This window comes from Bradyrhizobium vignae, assembly GCF_004114425.1.
Taxonomy (GTDB): domain Bacteria; phylum Pseudomonadota; class Alphaproteobacteria; order Rhizobiales; family Xanthobacteraceae; genus Bradyrhizobium; species Bradyrhizobium vignae.
The window spans coordinates 42,370-59,894 of record NZ_RDQF01000018.1; the positions used below are offsets into that span (position 1 = coordinate 42,370).

13 protein-coding genes and 1 pseudogene are annotated in these 17,525 nt (G+C 64.2%); 7 read left to right on the top strand and 7 right to left on the bottom strand.

The window, feature by feature from the left end; all coding sequences use genetic code 11:
* The first annotated feature begins 415 nt into the window (after window positions 1-415).
* The 3 genes from EAV90_RS39545 (at window position 416) to EAV90_RS17440 (ending at window position 3,420) form a co-directional block, all read left to right on the top strand.
* A complete protein-coding gene (locus tag EAV90_RS39545; protein WP_160118811.1) occupies window positions 416-583 on the top strand; it encodes a hypothetical protein in 168 nt (55 codons plus the stop codon).
* A 147-nt stretch (window positions 584-730) separates the two neighbouring features.
* Window positions 731-1,675, top strand: a complete 945-nt coding sequence (locus EAV90_RS17435) for a DUF4357 domain-containing protein (RefSeq protein ID WP_129144148.1) — start codon at window positions 731-733, stop codon at window positions 1,673-1,675.
* 173 nt (window positions 1,676-1,848) lie between these two features.
* On the top strand, window positions 1,849-3,420 hold the full coding sequence (locus EAV90_RS17440; protein ID WP_245509550.1) for an AAA family ATPase: 1,572 nt from the start codon (window positions 1,849-1,851) through the stop codon (window positions 3,418-3,420).
* A 221-nt stretch (window positions 3,421-3,641) separates the two neighbouring features.
* Here the strand turns inward: EAV90_RS17440 and EAV90_RS17445 are convergent, their stop codons facing one another.
* The 5 genes from EAV90_RS17445 to EAV90_RS17465 all read right to left on the bottom strand — a co-directional run bounded on the left by EAV90_RS17445 (window position 3,642) and on the right by EAV90_RS17465 (window position 9,483).
* A complete protein-coding gene (locus EAV90_RS17445) occupies window positions 3,642-4,793 on the bottom strand; it encodes a hypothetical protein (protein WP_122402285.1) in 1,152 nt (383 codons plus the stop codon).
* A 159-nt stretch (window positions 4,794-4,952) separates the two neighbouring features.
* A complete protein-coding gene (locus EAV90_RS17450) occupies window positions 4,953-5,594 on the bottom strand; it encodes a hypothetical protein (protein WP_129144149.1) in 642 nt (213 codons plus the stop codon).
* 502 nt (window positions 5,595-6,096) lie between these two features.
* Window positions 6,097-6,891: an enoyl-CoA hydratase/isomerase family protein gene (locus EAV90_RS17455; protein WP_122402283.1), complete on the bottom strand. Its 795-nt coding sequence runs from the start codon at window positions 6,889-6,891 to the stop codon at window positions 6,097-6,099.
* Between the two features lie 52 nt (window positions 6,892-6,943).
* Entirely contained in the window at window positions 6,944-8,143 is a 1,200-nt protein-coding gene (locus tag EAV90_RS17460; protein ID WP_129144150.1) for a pyridoxal-phosphate-dependent aminotransferase family protein, read from the bottom strand.
* A 137-nt stretch (window positions 8,144-8,280) separates the two neighbouring features.
* Window positions 8,281-9,483, bottom strand: coding sequence for a pyridoxal-phosphate-dependent aminotransferase family protein (locus tag EAV90_RS17465; protein ID WP_430644733.1), 1,203 nt, complete (start codon window positions 9,481-9,483; stop codon window positions 8,281-8,283).
* 133 nt (window positions 9,484-9,616) lie between these two features.
* Between EAV90_RS17465 and EAV90_RS17470 the strand changes: the two genes are divergently transcribed.
* The 4 genes and pseudogenes from EAV90_RS17470 to EAV90_RS17485 all read left to right on the top strand — a co-directional run.
* Complete coding sequence (locus EAV90_RS17470) at window positions 9,617-10,354, top strand: GntR family transcriptional regulator (RefSeq protein WP_164936984.1); 738 nt, start codon at window positions 9,617-9,619, stop codon at window positions 10,352-10,354.
* A gap of 104 nt (window positions 10,355-10,458) precedes the next feature.
* A complete protein-coding gene (locus EAV90_RS17475; RefSeq protein ID WP_129144153.1) occupies window positions 10,459-13,434 on the top strand; it encodes an FAD-binding and (Fe-S)-binding domain-containing protein in 2,976 nt (991 codons plus the stop codon).
* Window positions 13,427-13,855: a GlcG/HbpS family heme-binding protein gene (locus EAV90_RS17480; protein ID WP_122402278.1), complete on the top strand. Its 429-nt coding sequence runs from the start codon at window positions 13,427-13,429 to the stop codon at window positions 13,853-13,855. Before EAV90_RS17475 ends, EAV90_RS17480 begins: the two co-directional genes overlap by 8 nt.
* Window positions 13,856-14,076: 221 nt before the next feature.
* Window positions 14,077-14,232 (top strand): annotated as a pseudogene (locus tag EAV90_RS17485) (helix-turn-helix domain-containing protein); the annotation flags it as partial.
* Between the two features lie 123 nt (window positions 14,233-14,355).
* On the opposite strand, the gene EAV90_RS17490 reads toward EAV90_RS17485, so the two are convergent.
* Together EAV90_RS17490 and EAV90_RS17495 are read right to left on the bottom strand one after the other, a co-directional pair.
* Entirely contained in the window at window positions 14,356-15,138 is a 783-nt protein-coding gene (locus EAV90_RS17490) for an enoyl-CoA hydratase/isomerase family protein (RefSeq protein ID WP_122402277.1), read from the bottom strand.
* 129 nt (window positions 15,139-15,267) lie between these two features.
* Window positions 15,268-17,355 (bottom strand): molybdopterin oxidoreductase family protein, encoded by a 2,088-nt coding sequence (locus EAV90_RS17495; protein ID WP_129144154.1) that lies wholly within the window; start codon window positions 17,353-17,355, stop codon window positions 15,268-15,270.
* Window positions 17,356-17,525: the final 170 nt, after the last annotated feature.

Below are 17,525 nucleotides of genomic sequence, written 5' to 3' on the forward strand. Positions count from 1 at the left end.
AAGATCATCATGTCTCTGCCTCGACAAGTAATGGCATGTTCAGGCAGTTGCGCAATGTGACTTTGGGCGGAACCTGCTGTTGAGGCAACGAGTCGCGGTTCACCCGCAGATGCGACCACGCGCCCAGAGTGGGTCCATGGACAAAGTTCTCTCGCCAGAACGAAACGATGGCTCGAGACAAACGATCTTCAACCATAGCTCCTTTCCCTCACGTAGACTCTCGACAACGGAGAACCGCGTTCAAGCGAACCAGCGCTGTTAACCATCCCGCTAAAAATTTATGCCATGCAGCTGGCTTTTCTCAGATCCGCGTTCTACATTTGTCCTGCCGCCGCAATAAACGCGAAGGCGGCCGCCGCCGATGTTGGAGCACCGGACGACGGCCTGACCACAACAGACTTCGATGGAGTCCATCATGGCTGATGGCCATTATACCGCCGATTCGGCGATCGTTTTCGCTTTCAAGCTTGCTGTTCCCGGCCGCAAGGGCCGCCAGGGCGGCCCCGAGGAGCAGGTTGTCGCGGCGCTCGCGCGCTGCAAGTCGGCGAACGAGGCAATGCTCTTGGCTTCGCCCCTGAACTAGCACCCGCCCTACTCACCCCAGACCCGCGATCCGCACGCCGGCGACGCCCCGTCGCGGCATGGCCGCACGGCGCTGCTCGTTCGAGCCGAGCCCAGTGCCGTGCTGCCCCGTTCGGACAGGATCTTCATAAGCCCCAGGAGTTCTTCAATGTCGTTGTTCAAGAGCAAGGCCGTGCTGGCCCGCAGCACCACTCACATCTACCGGCCCTATGGCGGCATTGCCGACGTGCGCGAGGTCACCGACCGCGCCGCCCATGTCCGGGTTCTCGATTTTCCGTCGACACTGATTTCGGACATCATCGCAAGCGAGCTTGCCTGCCCCGCCTTCTACGCCATGGTCGGCTCGGGGCGCATCTATCTCGGGGAGACCAACAATCTCGGCCGCCGGTTGGGAGAACATGCCGCCGATCCTCAGAAGGCGTTCGTGCAGCGGGTCTTCGTTGTCCGGGGCGCCGAAGGGTTCCGCTTCACCAAGGACACGGCCGTCTATCTGCAGTACACGCTGACGCAGGCCGCCAAGGCGGGCAGGGCATTGCAGGTGATGGCGGGTTGCCCGCCCCGCTTGCCCGAACTCGACCCGCTCGACGTTCCGCTTCTCGAGCGCATCCTGGAGGATAGCAAGCGCCTTCTGTTCGACGCCGGCCTCGCCGCTTTCGAACCCTCACCGTTCACTGGCGCGCACGAGCAGATCGCCGAGATTCCCGCATCCGAAACCGTCGAGGCGGACGAGACCGGCCCGATGGAAATCGGTGTCGACCTGCCGCGCGGCGGCAGCGAGTTCGAGCTTCGCTACGACGACACGCTGTGGGCGCACGGCTATCCCGCCGGCGACCGCTTCGTGGTGGCGGCCGGTTCGGACATTCGCATCACCACGAATCCGAGCGCGAGCGCAGTCAACCGCGCCCGCCGCGCGGCATTGTTCGACGCCGGCGTCTTGAGCCCGATCCCCGGAGCCTCCGATCGCATGCGCCTGACCGTCGACGTCGCCCTCCCCTCGATGGCGATCGCCGCCGCCGTGGCGTGCGGTGCCCATGTCGATTCTTCGAAGTGGCGGGCGATCGACCCCAATCAGCGCCCCTTGATGCATCTCTAGTACGAAGGTCGACGTCGCACGCTCCCGAGAGCGTGCGGCGGGGGCCTCAGCGCTTCTGGCGGCACCGCACCGCCGATCGAGCCCGAGGCGCCGGGCGTTGCCTTCCGCCCCTGGCGAGGCCTTCACAACAAACATCGGGCGGCCGATCGCCGGCCGGTTGCAGCGATGCATTCATGGACAAGATGATGACCGACGATACGGACGAGATAACGTTCACCGATTTCGATCTGGATCTCATCGAAGGGGCGGCGGAGGATTCAGCCTCGAGCGACGACGAACTCGCCAAGCTGCCGCGGATTCTCCGATATGGGCTGCTCGCCTCGCGTGGCGTCAATTCGGTCTATCAGCGACTTGCAGCCGACATCGAGGAAAGCTGTCCCGGCTTGCCGTTGGCCGCCGCATGGCTGGACATGCCCAATGCCGACACCGGTAGCAGGCTCGCCGCGGAGCTCGACCACCGCTCCGTCGTCGAGGACAAGAGTGAGCTGCGGGGTCTTGCCGATTGCATCCGGCTGACCTCGCTGATGCTGCCCCGCGACAAGGCTCTCATCGAGGACCATCGACGTGTTGCAAGAGCCTTGCTCGCCGCGCTGCGCAAGCTCGACCACGACAGCCCTCTTCGTCTCGCCGCCGAAGCAGAGGCGGTGACCTATGGCTGGGCAGCCTTGCCGGTCTGTGCGAACGACGTCACCAGAACCTTCCAGACTCCGGCCGCGACCGCCGCGGCGGCTCTGGGCGCGCAGATGGCAAAGTATCGGATTGAGGACGTCACGGCGAAACTCATGGCACACGCCGCCAGGGAACGAGTGGAACGAACCAAGTCCGATCGCGCCGTGGCTCCCGAGAAGGACGCGCGAGCCGACGACGCGCCGGCGCCGAACGGCCAGGTTGTGGTCGCCCAAATAGATTCGGCAGAGGTCTCGCGCCATAAGCTGAAGGACATCATGGCGCCGCTGAGTAAGGTCATCAATATCGCCTTGCCCCTCGTCGCCATGCCTCCTCTCTCCGAAGTTCGTCGAGCACTGCTGGCCGAGTTTCCGTATGCGGCCCTCGTCGTCGACTTTGTCCTTGCCGATCTCGTCGGTCGGCCAACGGTGAGACTAAATCCATTGCTGTTGAGCGGCGAACCGGGGTCCGGGAAGACGCGGTTTGCGGAGCGCATGTTTCATCATCTCGGCGTATCCTGTTGGCGCACCGACGCAACGGCAGCCGACGGCTCGGCCTTCGGTGGCACCGACCGACGCTGGTCGACCGCCCAGGTCTGCCATCCCATGTTGGCGATCGCGCGTGCAGGCCACGGCAACCCCGGAATTCTCATCGACGAAATCGACAAGGCCGCGATTGGCCGCGACTATGGCCGGCTGTTCGATCGCCTGCTGGCGTTCCTGGAGTCGGAGACCGCGCGTCAATACCCTGATCCCGCATTGCAGACCACGCTGGACCTACGCCATGTTTCTTACGTCGCCACCGCCAATCACACCCACACGCTGCCGTCCCCGTTGCGCGACCGATTTCGGCAGATCGAATTTCCGAAGCCCGCCGCAGAGGACCTCGAGGCCTTGCTGCCTGCCGTGATCGCCGACATCTTGCGTGATCGTGGTCTCGACCGTCGCTGGATGATTCCGTTCACGACGGCGGAGAAGCAGGCTATTGCCCGCCACTGGCATGGCGGCTCGGTCCGCCGCTTGCGCCGGGTCGTGGAGGTCGTGATGCGCGAGCATGACGCTTGGGCCGCCCGCAACTGAGCGATGTTGTTCGATCGCGAGACGGTCCTGCCGATGCACATGATTTGTGGCGCAGGTTGCGCTCGCGTGCGTCTCGCGCCGACAGCGGCCCAGCATCGGTAGCGCCCGAGCGATCTTGGCTCCCGCACTGGACACGAGTGTTCTCGCCAGCCCAGCCCTGACTGCCCGGAAACTGCGCATCACCGGGTTGGTCTCGTCCAAAGATCGGGAGCTTAAGACCGTCAGCGATCCGGCTTGGGTTTCGGGCGGCGACGATGGGGGAGCTGCCTCGCGCGGTCGATGCTGCCGGTGCGGGGCTCTCGGGCGGCTTCGATCCTCACGTAGCCGACCAGTTTCCGGCCATGCTGCTGGTGGCCGTAGTGAGACTGGGTCTTGTCGGTACCGTGCCCCGCGGCAATAGCGACCTCCCTGCCCGCCCCGTAAGTTGCCTTCAGGTCGGCGACAACTTGGTTCCTTACGACGTAGGGCGTGATGGACACCGCGACATCGCGAAAAACACGCTCGCCAAGCCTGACAAGCGCTTTGCGGAAGGCGTCGGTTGAGGCGATCGTCACGACCTGGCACCCGCCTGCGCACAAATCGGCAAGGCACTGCGCTGGCCCTCCGATAATGGTCCAGTCCACGGTGATGGTGGTGCGGCCGGTGCCATATCGGCCACGGTGGCTCTTGGCCGGTGTATATTCGATCGAGAGCTCATTTTCTTTCATGGAAAGGCGAACGCCCAGCCGATGCACGTCGTTGCGCAGCCCTTCAGTCAATTCTTCGGGTCTGATCGCAGCGATCAGGCAAACCGCAAGCGCCGCTTGATATGGCCAGCCCTTGGAAACGCCATCCCACAGCTCTCTCGTCCAGTCGCCCCCTCTCTTGTGCAGGACTGCCAAGACGTTCTTCTTTCCGCCCTGGGCACCCTCAGATTCTTCCTTCTTTCCGCCCTGGTCACCCTCAGATTCTTCGCATTCTTCCGTCTGTTCAGCCTCAATCGGCTTCCAGCGGGAAGGCCCGTTCTCGAAGGGCAGAACGCCGGGCTCGCAAGGGGGGTCGAGCGCCAACGATTTCTCCACCGGGATCAACACCCGATGAAGCCGACGCGCATATTCCAGAGCGAGATCTGCATCGCCCCGCTCCGCGGCGTCGTAGCAGCCCCAGAAGAGGTTGATTAAAGTAATCCTTGCCGCAGTATGAAATGCAGCACGGGAAAAATAATAGGTGTGGCGGCTACTGCGCGGCCTCAACGGATCGAGATTGCCCGTTGCCAGCATGCGCTCGAACTCCCCGAGATAGGCATCGAGCGTATTCGGGCTGACTTCGCGCTTGGGAATGCGGTCGCAACATGCCCGCGTACGCTCCAACAGTTTCCGGACGTTTACGTTCATTGCTGGACTAGCCTCCTTATTGTCGGACGCCTAGCGTCCAGAAAAGTGCTTGGTGTAGGATGGTCGTGATGCAGTTCGAGCCGTTGGCGACAGATCGCGTCCGACTACATGGAGGTCGGGTCTCGCGTATGCGGGTCCGAGGCTCGCGCGGGAGCAGGGCTATCCGAAAATAGTCCCGGAAACCTGGCGCGGAACGATCGGCGCCTCGGTCGCGCCGCCGAGCAATCCACATTTCTTTCCGAGTTCGCCGATCGCCGAAGAGTTGGCCCCCGCCAGAAAACCGACGAACGACGCGAGCTGAGCGGAAGACAGAGCGGTGACCAGCATGACCGCGAGCCGATCCAGCTCTTCCGGAGAAACGCCGGCGCGGCGGCTACGGCTAGAGCTACCCTTCGTCTCGTTGATGCGCTCCACGACGATTGCGAAGGTCGGGATATCTCCCGCGGCGATCTCTGCCAAGATAGCCTCGACCAACTCGGGGGCAACGCCCTTGGCGCCGAGCTTATAAGCAATACTGGAGGGTACTTTCGAAACGGCCTCGGGCCCGTAGCAGTCAGACAGCCTCGCCACGTTCATGTAGTTCTGCAGCGTGCGAAGGCTTTCGGTGTAAGCTTCTTTGCAGTAGGTGAGAAACTCACCCTTCTGCAGCTTGGATTTCACCTCGATGAGTGCTTTGCCGGCATCGATGCCACAGTCGATCGAGGATCGGATAGACGCTCGAATTTGCATCGTCAGACGCCGAACTTCCTCGCGATGCTCGGCCGGGATCTTCGTGTAGTCGTAAGTATCGACGTCCCTCATGCGGTCCTCTCAGGCTGAAACCCAGTGGACCCCCGTAGGACTGCCGCCCTACCCCGCGAGTAGATTAGATCCCTTCGGAATTCCGTCAAGGCAATTTGATCAACTCAAATAAAAAATCTTAAAAAGCGAAATTGTTTCGCTTTCGGAAACATATAAAGACCAAAAGCACTACTTTAGTGCTTTGCTATCAGCTACTCGTCGGCACCAAGCCAATCATCATGACGAGAGCTTTTAACGAGATCGGTCCGTTAATCTCTATCCACTGATGCATCTATCACGATTAGAGATGTGTCGTGCGCCCAACAGACCAATGGCAACTTGTTTGGCACGAGGACCGAGTGCACACACGTGCTTCGCGTGGCTCCATAGAGCACAGGCTGCCTGCCGTGCCCGAAAATACCGACGCATCGAAAATTTCGCTCTCGTCGCGCGAATTGGATGCCGGGGCAAAAAACGAAACTGTTTCGCTTTCTCGATCGGGATGCTTTTGAGCGGGAGTTCGCTACCTGCCCTTCCAGTTCGGGGCGCGCTTGTTGAGGAAAGCGTCCATGCCCTCGCGGAAATCCTCGCTCATATAGGCTTTCAGGATCAGGTCCTCGCCCTCTTCGCGCGACAGCGTGCGGCGGATGCGACGCACCGCCTCCTTGGTTGCTTCCAGCGTCAGCGGCGCATGGCTGGCGACGAGCTTTGCGGTCTCGTCGGCACGGCGCTGCAGCGTCTCGACATCGGGCACGACCTCGTTGAGCAGGCCGAGGGCCAGCGCCTCCTGCGCCTCGACGAGGCGCGCCTTGAAGATCAGATCCTTGGTGCGGGCAGGCCCGACCAGCGCGACGACGCGGCTGATGTTGGACATCGACAGGCAATTGCCGAGCGTGCGCGCGATCGGAAAGCCCATCCGCGTCGTCTCGGTGCCGATGCGGAGATCGCAGCAGGCCGCGATGCCGGCACCGCCGCCGGTGCAGGCCCCGGCGATGGCCGCGATCACCGGCACGCGGCACTGCTCCAGCGTGCCGAGCACGCGGTCGATGCGGGCCTCGTAGTCGAGCGCGTCCTGCGCGGTCTTGAAGGCGCGAAATTGCGAGATGTCGGTGCCGGAGGCGAACGCCTTGTCGCCGGCGCCGGTCAGGATCAGTGCCTTGATCGAACGGTCGGCGTTGATCTCCTGGCAGATCTCCGCCATGCGGTCATACATGGCGAAGGTCATGGCGTTGCGCGCTTGCGGGCGGTTGAAGGTGATCCGCGCGATGCCGTCCTGGACGGAGTAGAGCAGGTCTTCGTTGGCAGTCGGTGCGTTCATCGCGCGCTCACTTTCGTTACTTCAGTTCGTTCGCCCTTAAGCGCCCGGATCCCTAAGCGACTTGGGCCTTGGTGATCGGCACCACGTCGCGTCCCTTCAGGACGTCCATGGCCGCCAGCACGCCGCCGCTCCGATGCGGGATCTTTGCAAGATCGAGACCCATCTCGACACCAGCGAGGGTGCCCATCAGCATCAGATCGTTGAAATGGCCGATATGGCCGATGCGGAACACCTTGCCCTTGACCTTGTTCAGGCCGGTGCCGAGCGACATGTCGAAGTTTTCCAGCACCACCTTGCGGAAGGCGTCGGCGTCGTGACCCTCGGGCACGCGCACGCCGGTCAGCGCCGGCGAATGCGCGGCCGGATCGGCGCATTGCGTCTCCAGGCCCCAGACCTTGACGGCGGCGCGAGTCGCTGCACTGTGGCGCTTGTGTCGGGCCCAGACATTCTCCAGCCCCTCCTCCTCGAGCATCTTCACGGCTTCGCGCAGGCCGTAGAGCAGATTGGTCGCGGGCGTATAGGGGAAGGTGCCGAGCTTGTTGAAGCTGATGACCTCCTGCCAGTCCCAATAGGAGCGCATGCCCGGATTGGCCTTGGCAACGGCGAGCGCCTTTTCCGAGATGGCGTTGAAGCCAAGCCCCGGCGGCAGCATCAGGCCCTTCTGGGAGCCCGCGACCGAGACGTCGATGCCCCAGGCATCGTGCTCATATTCCATCGAGCCGAGGCCGGAGATGGTGTCGACCATCAGCAGCGCCGGATGTTTTGTGCGGTCGAGGATCTTGCGCACCTCCAGCGGCGGCGTCACGCAGCCGGTCGAGGTCTCGTTGTGGACGACGCAGACCGCCTTGATGGCGTGCTGCTTGTCCGCGGCAAGGCGCTTCTCGATCTCGGCGAGGTCGGCGCCATGGCGCCAGTCGCTCGGGATGAAGTCGACGTCGAGCTTGAACTTGTCGGCGATGCTGCGCCAGAGCACGGCGAACTGGCCGGTCTCGCACATCAAGACCTTGTCGCCGGGCGCGAACACATTGACCATCGCCGCTTCCCACGCACCGGTGCCGGACGAGGGGAAGATGATCACGGGCTGCTTGGTGCGGAACACCCGCTGCATCGCAGCGAGGACGGCAAAACCGAGCTCGGCGAACTCCGGACCGCGATGGTCCAGCGTCGGCATGTCCATCGCCCGCAGCACCCGATCGGGCACGTTGGTCGGTCCTGGAATCTGTAAGAAATGCCTTCCAGTATGCACGGTCATCGGCGTCCTTCCCGGTCTAGCCTTGGTTTGGTGGGCGCCGAATAGCACCATTTGACCGGCTTGTCCCCTCCTCCAAAAGAGGACGTCCGTGGATCGTGGGCCGGCCCGTCTGCCATCCGCTCCCACCGCGACCACCCTTACGTGCCGGCGATCTTCAGATGCGGCGAGGCGTTGCCTTGGGGACGCTGCTCCAAGAGCTTCATCGCGACATCGACACCGCCGGAGCGATGTGGCACGCCGGCGACCGACAGACCCATCTCGACGCCGGTGAGCGCGCCGAGCAACGTCAGCGCGTTGCATTCGCCGAGATGCCCGATGCGGAAGACTTTTCCGGCGACCTTCGAGAGCCCAGAGCCGAGCGACATGTTGTAATTGTCGAGCACCACTTTCCGGAACTGGTCGGCATCATGGCCGGGCGGCATCAGCACCGCGGTCAGCACCGGCGAGAATTCCGACGGCTCCTGGCAGAGCACTTCGAGCCCCCAATGATGGACGGCGGCGCGCGTCGCGGCGGCAAGCCGCTGATGCCTGGCGAATACGTTGTCGAGCCCCTCCTCGAGCAGCATCGCGATCGCGTCGCGCAGGCCGTAGAGCAGATTGGTCGCCGGCGTATAGGGGAAGAAGCCTTTTGCGTTCGGCTTGAGCATCTCCTCCCAGTCGAAATAGGAGCGCGGCATCCTGTTGGTCTTGGACGCGGCCAGCGCCTTCTCCGAGATCGCGTTGAAGCCGAGGCCGGGCGGCAGCATAAAACCCTTCTGCGAGCAGCTGACGCTGACGTCGACCTTCCACTCGTCGTGGCGATAGTCGACCGAGCCGAGCGAGGAGATGGTGTCGACCATCAGCAGTGCGGGATGGCCCGTGCGGTCGATTGCGGCGCGGATCTCGGCGATGCGGCTGGTCGCGCCGGTCGAGGTTTCGTTGTGCACGACCATGACGGCCTTGATCGCGTGCGCGGTATCCCCAGCGAGCTTCGCCTCGATCACCGCCGGATCGGCGCCGCGGCGCCAGTCGCCCGGGATGAAATCGACCTCGATGCCGAAACGGCCGGCCATCTGCCGCCACATCGTGGCGAAATGGCCGGTCTCGACCATCAGCACTTTGTCGCCCGGCGACAGGGTGTTGACGATCGCGGCCTCCCAGGCGCCGGTCCCCGACGAGGGGAAGATCACCACGGGTCCCTTGGTCTGGAAGATCTTCTGGCTGCCTTCGAGCACGGTGCGGCCAAGCTCGCCGAACTCCGCGCTGCGGTGATCAATGACAGGCATATCCATGGCGCGCAGGATGCGCTCGGGGACCGGGCTCGGGCCGGGAATCTGCAGGAAATGGCGTCCCTGATGCATGAAGACCTCCTCGTCGGCGGTAATGGATCGGCTTCTTCCATCATTTTGCATTCATTTTTTGTCTCTTCAATCGAAATTTGGTATTCGATTGTGGACGTCGACGCGACCAAACGGGCAAACTACTGTGCTGCAAATGAAATCCACGATTCCCGACACCGGAGTTCCGATCACCCCGCCCGACGCGAATGGCCGCGACCGCCAGGAGGCGTCGCTTCACGGCGAGATCCTGCTGCGGCTGCGCGACTATGTGGTCGAGGGCAACATCCCCGCGGGCGGGCGCGTTCCCGAGCGGCAGCTCTGCGAGATGCTCGGCATCTCCCGCACGCCCTTGCGCGAGGCCTTGAAGGTGCTCGCCGCCGAGGGGCTGATCGAGCTGCTACCCAACCGCGGCGCGCGGGTGCGCCAACTCAGCCGGCGCGACCTGGAGGAGCTGTTCGATGTCATGGCGGGACTGGAAAGCCTGGCCGGGCGCCTCGCCTGCGAGACCATCACCGATGCCGAGATCACCGCGATCGAGCAGCTGCATTACGAAATGTACGGCCACTACCTGCACCGCGACATGCACGGCTATTTCCAGGCCAACCAGCGCATTCACGAAAGCATCGTCGCGGCCGCCCGTAACGAGACGCTGAAGACCGCCTACGCCAATTTTGCCGGCCGCATTCGCCGCGTCCGCTACTCCGCCAATTTCGCCCGGAAGCGGCAGCGTTGGGCGGAGGCGATGCGCGAGCACGAGGCCATCCTCGATGCACTGCGCCGCCGCGCCGGCAGCGAGCTCAGCGACATCTTGTTCCAGCACCTGCGCAACAAGCGGATGGCGGCGATCGAGCACCTGACCGAGCCCCAAGAGGGCGTACAGGCATCGCCCTAAAACCCGATCAGCTTGCTCATTTTGAATTCATAATGTAACCGGCAAACGCAAGAGTGAATAATCCGCTGGGCGGAACGCCCCTGTGGATCACCTCGGGATCAGGGATGACCAACGCCTCCTCGCTCGAACGACGCCTGCGCGCGGAAATGACCGGCGACGTCCTGTTCGACCGCTTCAGCCGCGGCCGCTACGCCACCGACGCCTCGTTCTACCAGATCATGCCGGCCGGCGTGTTGGTGCCCCGGACCATGGACGAGGCCTTGCTGTCGCTGGCGATTGCCCGCGACGAGGGGGTGAAGGTCACCCCGCGCGGCGGCGGCACCTCGCAATGCGGCCAGACGGTCAATGACGGTTTGGTGGTCGATCTCTCCAAGCACCTGAACCGGATCCTGTCGCTCGATGTCGAGGGCCGAACCTGCGTCGTCGAGCCCGGCATCGTGCTCGACGACCTCAACCGTCAGCTCAAAAAACACGGCCTGTGGTTTCCCGTGGACGTTTCCACGGCCTCGCGCGCCACCATCGGCGGCATGGCCGGCAACAATTCCTGCGGCGGCCGCAGCTTGCGCTACGGCACCATGCGCGACAACACCCTCTCGATGGAGGCATCGCTCGCTGATGGCACGCTGAGCCGCTTCGGCGAGGTGTCGCGCGATCTCTCCGACGTTGATGCGCCCGACAGCACCCGCGCCCTATTCCGCGACATGCTCGATCTCGGCACACGCGAGGCCGAGGAGATCGCGGCACGCTTCCCGAAAGTGCAGCGCCGGGTCGGCGGGTACAATCTCGATGCGCTGGTGCCCCGCAATGCGCCGAACAACATGGCGCATCTCCTGGTCGGCTCGGAAGGTACCCTCGCCTTCACCACCAAGGTCGAGCTGAAGCTGTGGCCCGTGATCCGCAACAAGGCGCTCGGCGTCTGTCACTTCGGCAGTTTTTACGAGGCGATGGATGCGGCCCAGCACCTCGTCAAGCTCAAGCCGATCGCGGTCGAGCTGGTCGACCGCACCATGATCGCACTCGGCCGCGACATCGCGATGTTTCGTCCGATCATCTCCGCGGCGATCAAGGGCGATCCGGACGCGGTATTGGTGGTCGAGTTCGCGGAAGAGGACCAGGCGGACAATCTCTTGCGCCTCAAGCAGCTCACCGAAATGATGGGCGATCTCGGCTTCGGCTGGAGCAACGACACGCGCAAATGGGGCGGCGTGGTCGAGATCACCGAGCCGGCGCTGCAGAGCGGCATTGCCGATTTCCGCGCCGCCGGCCTCAACGTCATGATGTCGATGAAGCAGGAAGGCAAGCCGGTCTCCTTCGTCGAGGACTGCGCCGTGCCGCTGCCGCATCTCGCCGATTATACCGCACGGCTGAACGAAGTGTTTGCAAGGCACGGCACCAGCGGCACCATGTATGCGCACGCCTCCGAGGGCTGCCTGCATGTGCGCCCGGTGCTGAATTTGAAGCTGGAGAAGGACGTCAAAGCGATGCGGGCCATCGCCGAAGAGGCCTTCGCGCTGGTGCGCGAGTACAAAGGCTCGCATTCGGGCGAGCATGGCGACGGCCTGGTGCGCTCCGAATTCCACGAGACCATGTTCGGCGAGCGTCTCGTTGCCGACTTCAGGGAGGTGAAACGGCGCTTCGATCCCAAGGGCGTCCTCAACCCCGGCAAGATCGTCGATGCGCCCAAGATGGACGACCGCTCGCTGTTCCGCTTCAAGCCCGACTATCGCGTCGGCGAGCTGACGACGAAGCTCGACTGGTCGGCCTATCCCGGCGCCGGCGGCGGCTTCCAGGGCGCGGTCGAGATGTGCAACAACAACGGCGCCTGCCGCAAGCTGGAGAGCGGCGTGATGTGTCCCTCCTACCGCGCGACGCGCAACGAAAAGGACGTCACGCGAGGACGTGCAAACACGCTGCGTCTCGCGATCTCCGGCCAGCTTGGCCCCGATGCGCTCGCGTCCGACGAGATGATGGAGACTTTAAAACTCTGCGTCTCCTGCAAGGCCTGTCGCCACGAATGCCCCACGGGCGTCGACATGGCCAAGATGAAGATCGAGGTGCTCGCGGCGCGGGCCGCCAGCCACGGCCTGACGCTGCGCGACCGCCTGGTCGGCTACCTCCCGCGCTATGCCCGCCTTGCTTCGCGCTTCGCCCCGCTGGCGAATTTGCGCAACCGCAGCCCACTGCTGCGAAAGCTGTTCGAGCGCTATGCCGACATCAGCGCGCGCCGGGCGCTACCCGCGTTCCGTAGCGACGTGTTCGTGCCGCCGGCCGAAAGCGTCGGGCCGGAAAGCGGCCGCGAGGTCGTGCTGTTCGCCGACACCTTTAATCGCATCTATGAGCGCGAGAACCTGGACGCCGCGCTGCGCGTGCTCACGGCTGGCGGCTATCGCATTCACATGCCGAAGCCTGCAAACGGCAGCCGCCCTTTGTGCTGCGGTCGCACGTTTCTCTCGGCAGGTCTCGTCGACGAAGCCAAAGCCGAGCTCGACCGGCTGGTGTCGGTCTTCGCGCCCTTCGCCGCGCGCGGCGTGCCGATCGTGGGCCTGGAGCCGAGCTGCCTGCTGACGCTGCGCGACGAGCTCGCATCGCTGCGCAAGGACAACGACGCCAAGGCCGTCGGCGCCCACGCGCTGACCTTCGAGGAGTTCCTGGTGCGCGACGCCGAGGCCGGACGGCTGCAATTGCCGCTCGGGACCGTCGCGGACAAGGCCGTGGTGCACGGCCATTGCCACCAAAAATCCTTCGGCGCGTTCAAGCCGGTCGAGCAGGTGCTGCGGCTCGTCCCCGGCCTTGAGGTCGAGACCATCGAATCGAGCTGTTGCGGCATGGCCGGCGCCTTCGGCTACGGCGCAGACACCTACGATGCCTCGATCGAGATGGCCGAGCTGTCGCTGCTGCCGGCCGTCCGGCGTGCGGATCAGAATACGCTGGTCGTCGCCGACGGCACCTCCTGCCGCCATCAGATCCGCGACGGCACGCAGCGCGAGGCCCTTCACGTCGCGCGCGTGCTGGCGATGAGCCTCGATCGCGCCGAAACCGATTCCACTTCTCCAGCTGCAAAGGAAACCAGCCATGGCTGACCTCACGCTCGACACCGCCCGCAAGATCCTCGACGCCGCTTTCGCAAAATCCGCCGAGCTGAAGCTCAAGCCGCTGGTCGTCACCATTCTCGACGCGCGCGGCGTGCTCAAGCTCGCCGCCGCGCAGGACGGCACCAGCCTGATGCGCGCCGAGATCGCCCACGGCAAGGCCTATGGCGCCCTCGCCATGGGCATGGGCTCGCGGGCGCTATTCCAGCGCGCGCAGGAGCAGGCCTATTTCATCGACGCCGTGAACACGATTGCGAAGGGCGCACTGGTGCCTGTTCCCGGCGGCGTGCTCATCATGGACGGCACGACGCTGATTGGCGCGGTCGGCGTCTCCGGCGACACCTCCGACAATGACGAGGCCTGCGCGGTGGCGGGCATCCGGGCGGCGGGGTTGAAGGCGAACGCGGGGTAGCGGTCTGCATCCAGGCTACAAGGTCGTTCGCTGCCCGCAGCGGAAAGGTCTCTGGATTTGCTTCGCTCCGCTCGCCATGACGAGCTGGTGGCACGCTCTCACTACACTTTCGTTGTCATCGCCCGGTCTGATGTTCAGCCCGGGGACATGACCGACGGGTGTTCGGGGACATAGCCGACACATCATAGTGCAGGGATTTGGCAGTAAAGGAGGCCAAGTCCATGCCCTGGCGAGAGGTGTCGGTGATGGATCAGCGGCGGGAGTTCGTGCGGCTTGCGATGCAGGAGGGAGCGAACCGGCGGGAGCTCTGCCGGCGGTTCAATACCCATCCCGACACGGGCTACAAATGGCTTGCACGATGGCAAGCGGATCACCGTCTGCCGCCTTCGCTAAAGCTTCGGCGCCCCTGGACCTTCACCCCGGCGAAGCCTTGGCGCAGCCGGGTCGCCGGCATGACAGTCACGGTGTACGTGCGTGCGTCGTTCCTTCGCGCTCCATCCTCACCTCCCCGTCCAGACCGGCTTGCGCTTCTCGCTGAACGCCTTCAGCCCCTCCTTCGCGTCCTCGGTCATTGCCAGCAGCGCGATCTGGCTTTCGGTGTAGGCGATGCTCTCATCGAACGACATCGCGGCGATGGCGCGCATGGCGTATTTGCCGCGGCGGATCGCGGTCGGGGATTTGTCGACGATGCGGCTGATCAGCCAGTCGACCTTGGCGTCGAGCTCGGCGGCGGGCACGACGTAGTTGAGCAGGCCCGCAGCTTGCGCGGCCTTCGCATCGAACGGCTCGCCGGTCAGCGCCCATTCGTTGACGAGACGAGGCGGCGCGATCCTCTGCAACAGGCTCAGCACCTGCATCGGAAACACGCCGACCTTCACCTCGGGCAGGCCGAAGACGACGTGATCGGCGGCAACCGCCATGTCGGTCATGCAGAGCAGGCCCATGCCGCCGGCCATGCAGACGCCACTGAGGCGCGCGATCGCCGGCTTGGTCGCGTTCTGGGACAGGCGCAGCAGGTCGGCATAGTCGACATTCGGCTTGGAATGATCCATCGCGAACGCCGCGCCGGAGTTCTGCAGATCCGCGCCCGCGCAGAACGCCTTGTCTCCCGCGCCCGTCAGCACAATGACGCGGACGTCCTTGTCCTCATGCGCGTCGCGATAGCCACGTGTGATGCCCGCGATGACGTCGCCGTTCAGCGCGTTGCGTTTCTCCGGCCGGTTGATGGTGATCCAGAGCGCCTGCCCGCGCTTTTCGATGATGACGGCAGTGGTGTCGGTCATGGCACGCTCGCTTCCTTGGCTCCGTTTTGCAGCCATTTGCGGCAGCTCGAGCGAGAGGTGCAAGCGCAAACTGCGGGGCCGCGCCGCTTTAGCGCCTCGACACAATTGCGCGGCGATCCCCATGCGCACTCAGGCGACCGCTTTCCTGATCCAGACCTTGTTGTCGTGGAACGCGGCCCCCCCGATCGGAGCGATCGTGTCCGCGCCCGTCAGCATGTTGATGCCGCGGCCGCCGATATGGCCCTTGTTCGGGTGAACGGATTCGGCAATCAGCACGCCGCGCCGCACGCCCTCGAACAGGGTTGCAACCAGTGTGGTCTCGCCGCGGCTGTTGCCGAGCGTCACCGCATCGCCATCGGCGATGCCGAGCGTGGCTGCATCCAGGGGATGGATCATCACGCTGGCCCTGCCCTCGCGCGCCTGCGACGACGGCGTCTCGTTGAAAGTCGTGTTGAGGAAGCTGCGCGAGGGGCTGGTCGCGAGGCGGAACGGGTGGTCCTGGTCGGTATGCTCGATCACGGCCCAATGGTCCGGCAGCGAGGGCATCTTGTCGAAATCGCCCATCGTCTGGCCGAACGGCGGGTGCGCCCAATCCGCCCTGAAGTGGAACTTCCCGTCGGCGTGGGCGAAGCCGTCGAGATAATGCGAGGTGCGGAAGTCCGGCTGCAGGTCGCGCCAGATGTCGGCTTCGAGGCCGGCGATGTCGCCGTGATTGCTCAGCTTCAGCGTCGCGTCGATCAGTTCACGCGGCGTCATCTCGAAGCCCGGATGCTTGGCGCCGAGCCGCGGCGCCAGCGCCTGCAGCAGCTCGTGGTTGGAGCGGCATTCGCCGGGCGGATCGATCAGCTTCGGCCCGACCGAGATGTGCTGGTGACCGCCGCCGTAATAGAGATCGTCATGCTCCATGAACATGGTCGCCGGCAGTACGATGTCGGCCATCTCGGCGGTCTCGGTCATGAACTGCTCGTGCACCGCGACGAACAGATCCTCGCGCGCAAAGCCCTGCCGCACCAGCGCCTGCTCCGGCGCCACCGTCATCGGATTGGTGTTCTGGATCAGCATCGCCTTGACCGGACCCTTGCCCTGCAGAGCTTCGGCATCGCCGGTGAGGATGCGGCCGATCTGCGACTGGTCGAGCGCGCGGGTGGTTTTGTCGATGGCGTCGTGGCCTTCGATGATGGATTCGTTGAAATGCCACAGCGCGTAATTGTTGAAGAAGGCGCCGCCGCCTTCATATTGCCAGGCGCCCGTCACCGCGGGAATGCAGAGCGCCGCATGCATCTGCGTCGCGCCGTTGCGCGAGCGGGTGAAGCCGTAGCCGAGGCGGAGGAAGGTCCGCTTGGTCTCGCCGACCGCCTTGGCAAAGGCCTCGATCTCCGCGACGGGCACGCCGCAGATGGCGGACGCCCATTCCGGCGTGCGCGTCTTCAGATGCGCCTCGAGCTCGGCAGGGCAGTCCGTGTATTTATCCATGTAGGCGCGGTCGGCATAGCCGTCGCGGAACAGGACATGCATCACGCCGCAGGCGAAGGCGCCGTCGGTGCCGGGGCGCAGGATGATCTTGATGTCGGCCTGCTTCATGGTCTCATTGTCGTAGATGTCGACCGCCGCGATCTTCGCGCCGCGTTCCTTGCGGGCACGAGAGGCGTGCGTCATCACGTTGACCTGGGTGTTGACGGGATTGGTGCCCCAGATCACCACGAGATCGGACAGCGCCATCTCGCGCGGATCGACGCCGGCGATCTTGCCGGTGCCGATCGCGAAGCCGATGCGCGCGACGTTGGCGCAGATGGTCTGATAGAAGCGCGAATATTTCTTCACATGGGTGAGACGGTTGAGGCCGTCGCGCATCACGAGCCCCATGGTGCCGGCGTAGTAATAGGGCCAAACCGATTCCGCGCCGAACTCGCGCTCGGCCTGGTTGAAGCGTGCCGCGATCTCGTCCAGCGCCTCGTCCCACGAGATGCGCGCGAACTGACCGGAGCCTTTCGGCCCAATGCGGCGCATCGGGAATGTCAGCCGCTCGGGGTGATGGATGCGCTCGGCATAGCGGGCGACCTTGGCGCAGACGACGCCGGCCGTATAGGTCTGTTTTTTCGAACCGCGGACGCGGCCGATGCTGCGGCCCTCGACCACCTCGACATCGAGGGCGCAGGCCGAGGGGCAGTCGTGCGGACAGGTCGAATGGCGGATCTCGATCTTGGCGTGCTGGTTCATGTCCAGTTCGTAACACCAAATTACCAGCCGGCCGAGCGCATTTATCCGGCAAGGCCCATGCGATTTGCTCAAACCGCGCATGCTGCAGGTTCCTGCTGCGGCCGCGAAATGCGGACCGCCACACCGACATCCGCCCGGTATTCCCGGCCCAATCACTGCCGTGAGGCGTC

Bases quoted from the DNA above. Each gene is read 5' to 3' on its own strand.
- EAV90_RS39545 (WP_160118811.1), top strand. From the start codon at position 416: ATGGCTGATGGCCATTATACCGCCGATTCGGCGATCGTTTTCGCTTTC.
- EAV90_RS17435 (WP_129144148.1), top strand. From the start codon at position 731: ATGTCGTTGTTCAAGAGCAAGGCCGTGCTGGCCCGCAGCACCACTCAC.
- EAV90_RS17440 (WP_245509550.1), top strand. From the start codon at position 1,849: ATGGACAAGATGATGACCGACGATACGGACGAGATAACGTTCACCGAT.
- EAV90_RS17445 (WP_122402285.1), bottom strand. From the start codon at position 4,793: ATGAACGTAAACGTCCGGAAACTGTTGGAGCGTACGCGGGCATGTTGC.
- EAV90_RS17450 (WP_129144149.1), bottom strand. From the start codon at position 5,594: ATGAGGGACGTCGATACTTACGACTACACGAAGATCCCGGCCGAGCAT.
- EAV90_RS17455 (WP_122402283.1), bottom strand. From the start codon at position 6,891: ATGAACGCACCGACTGCCAACGAAGACCTGCTCTACTCCGTCCAGGAC.
- EAV90_RS17460 (WP_129144150.1), bottom strand. From the start codon at position 8,143: ATGACCGTGCATACTGGAAGGCATTTCTTACAGATTCCAGGACCGACC.
- EAV90_RS17465 (WP_430644733.1), bottom strand. From the start codon at position 9,483: ATGCATCAGGGACGCCATTTCCTGCAGATTCCCGGCCCGAGCCCGGTC.
- EAV90_RS17470 (WP_164936984.1), top strand. From the start codon at position 9,617: ATGAAATCCACGATTCCCGACACCGGAGTTCCGATCACCCCGCCCGAC.
- EAV90_RS17475 (WP_129144153.1), top strand. From the start codon at position 10,459: ATGACCAACGCCTCCTCGCTCGAACGACGCCTGCGCGCGGAAATGACC.
- EAV90_RS17480 (WP_122402278.1), top strand. From the start codon at position 13,427: ATGGCTGACCTCACGCTCGACACCGCCCGCAAGATCCTCGACGCCGCT.
- EAV90_RS17490 (WP_122402277.1), bottom strand. From the start codon at position 15,138: ATGACCGACACCACTGCCGTCATCATCGAAAAGCGCGGGCAGGCGCTC.
- EAV90_RS17495 (WP_129144154.1), bottom strand. From the start codon at position 17,355: ATGAACCAGCACGCCAAGATCGAGATCCGCCATTCGACCTGTCCGCAC.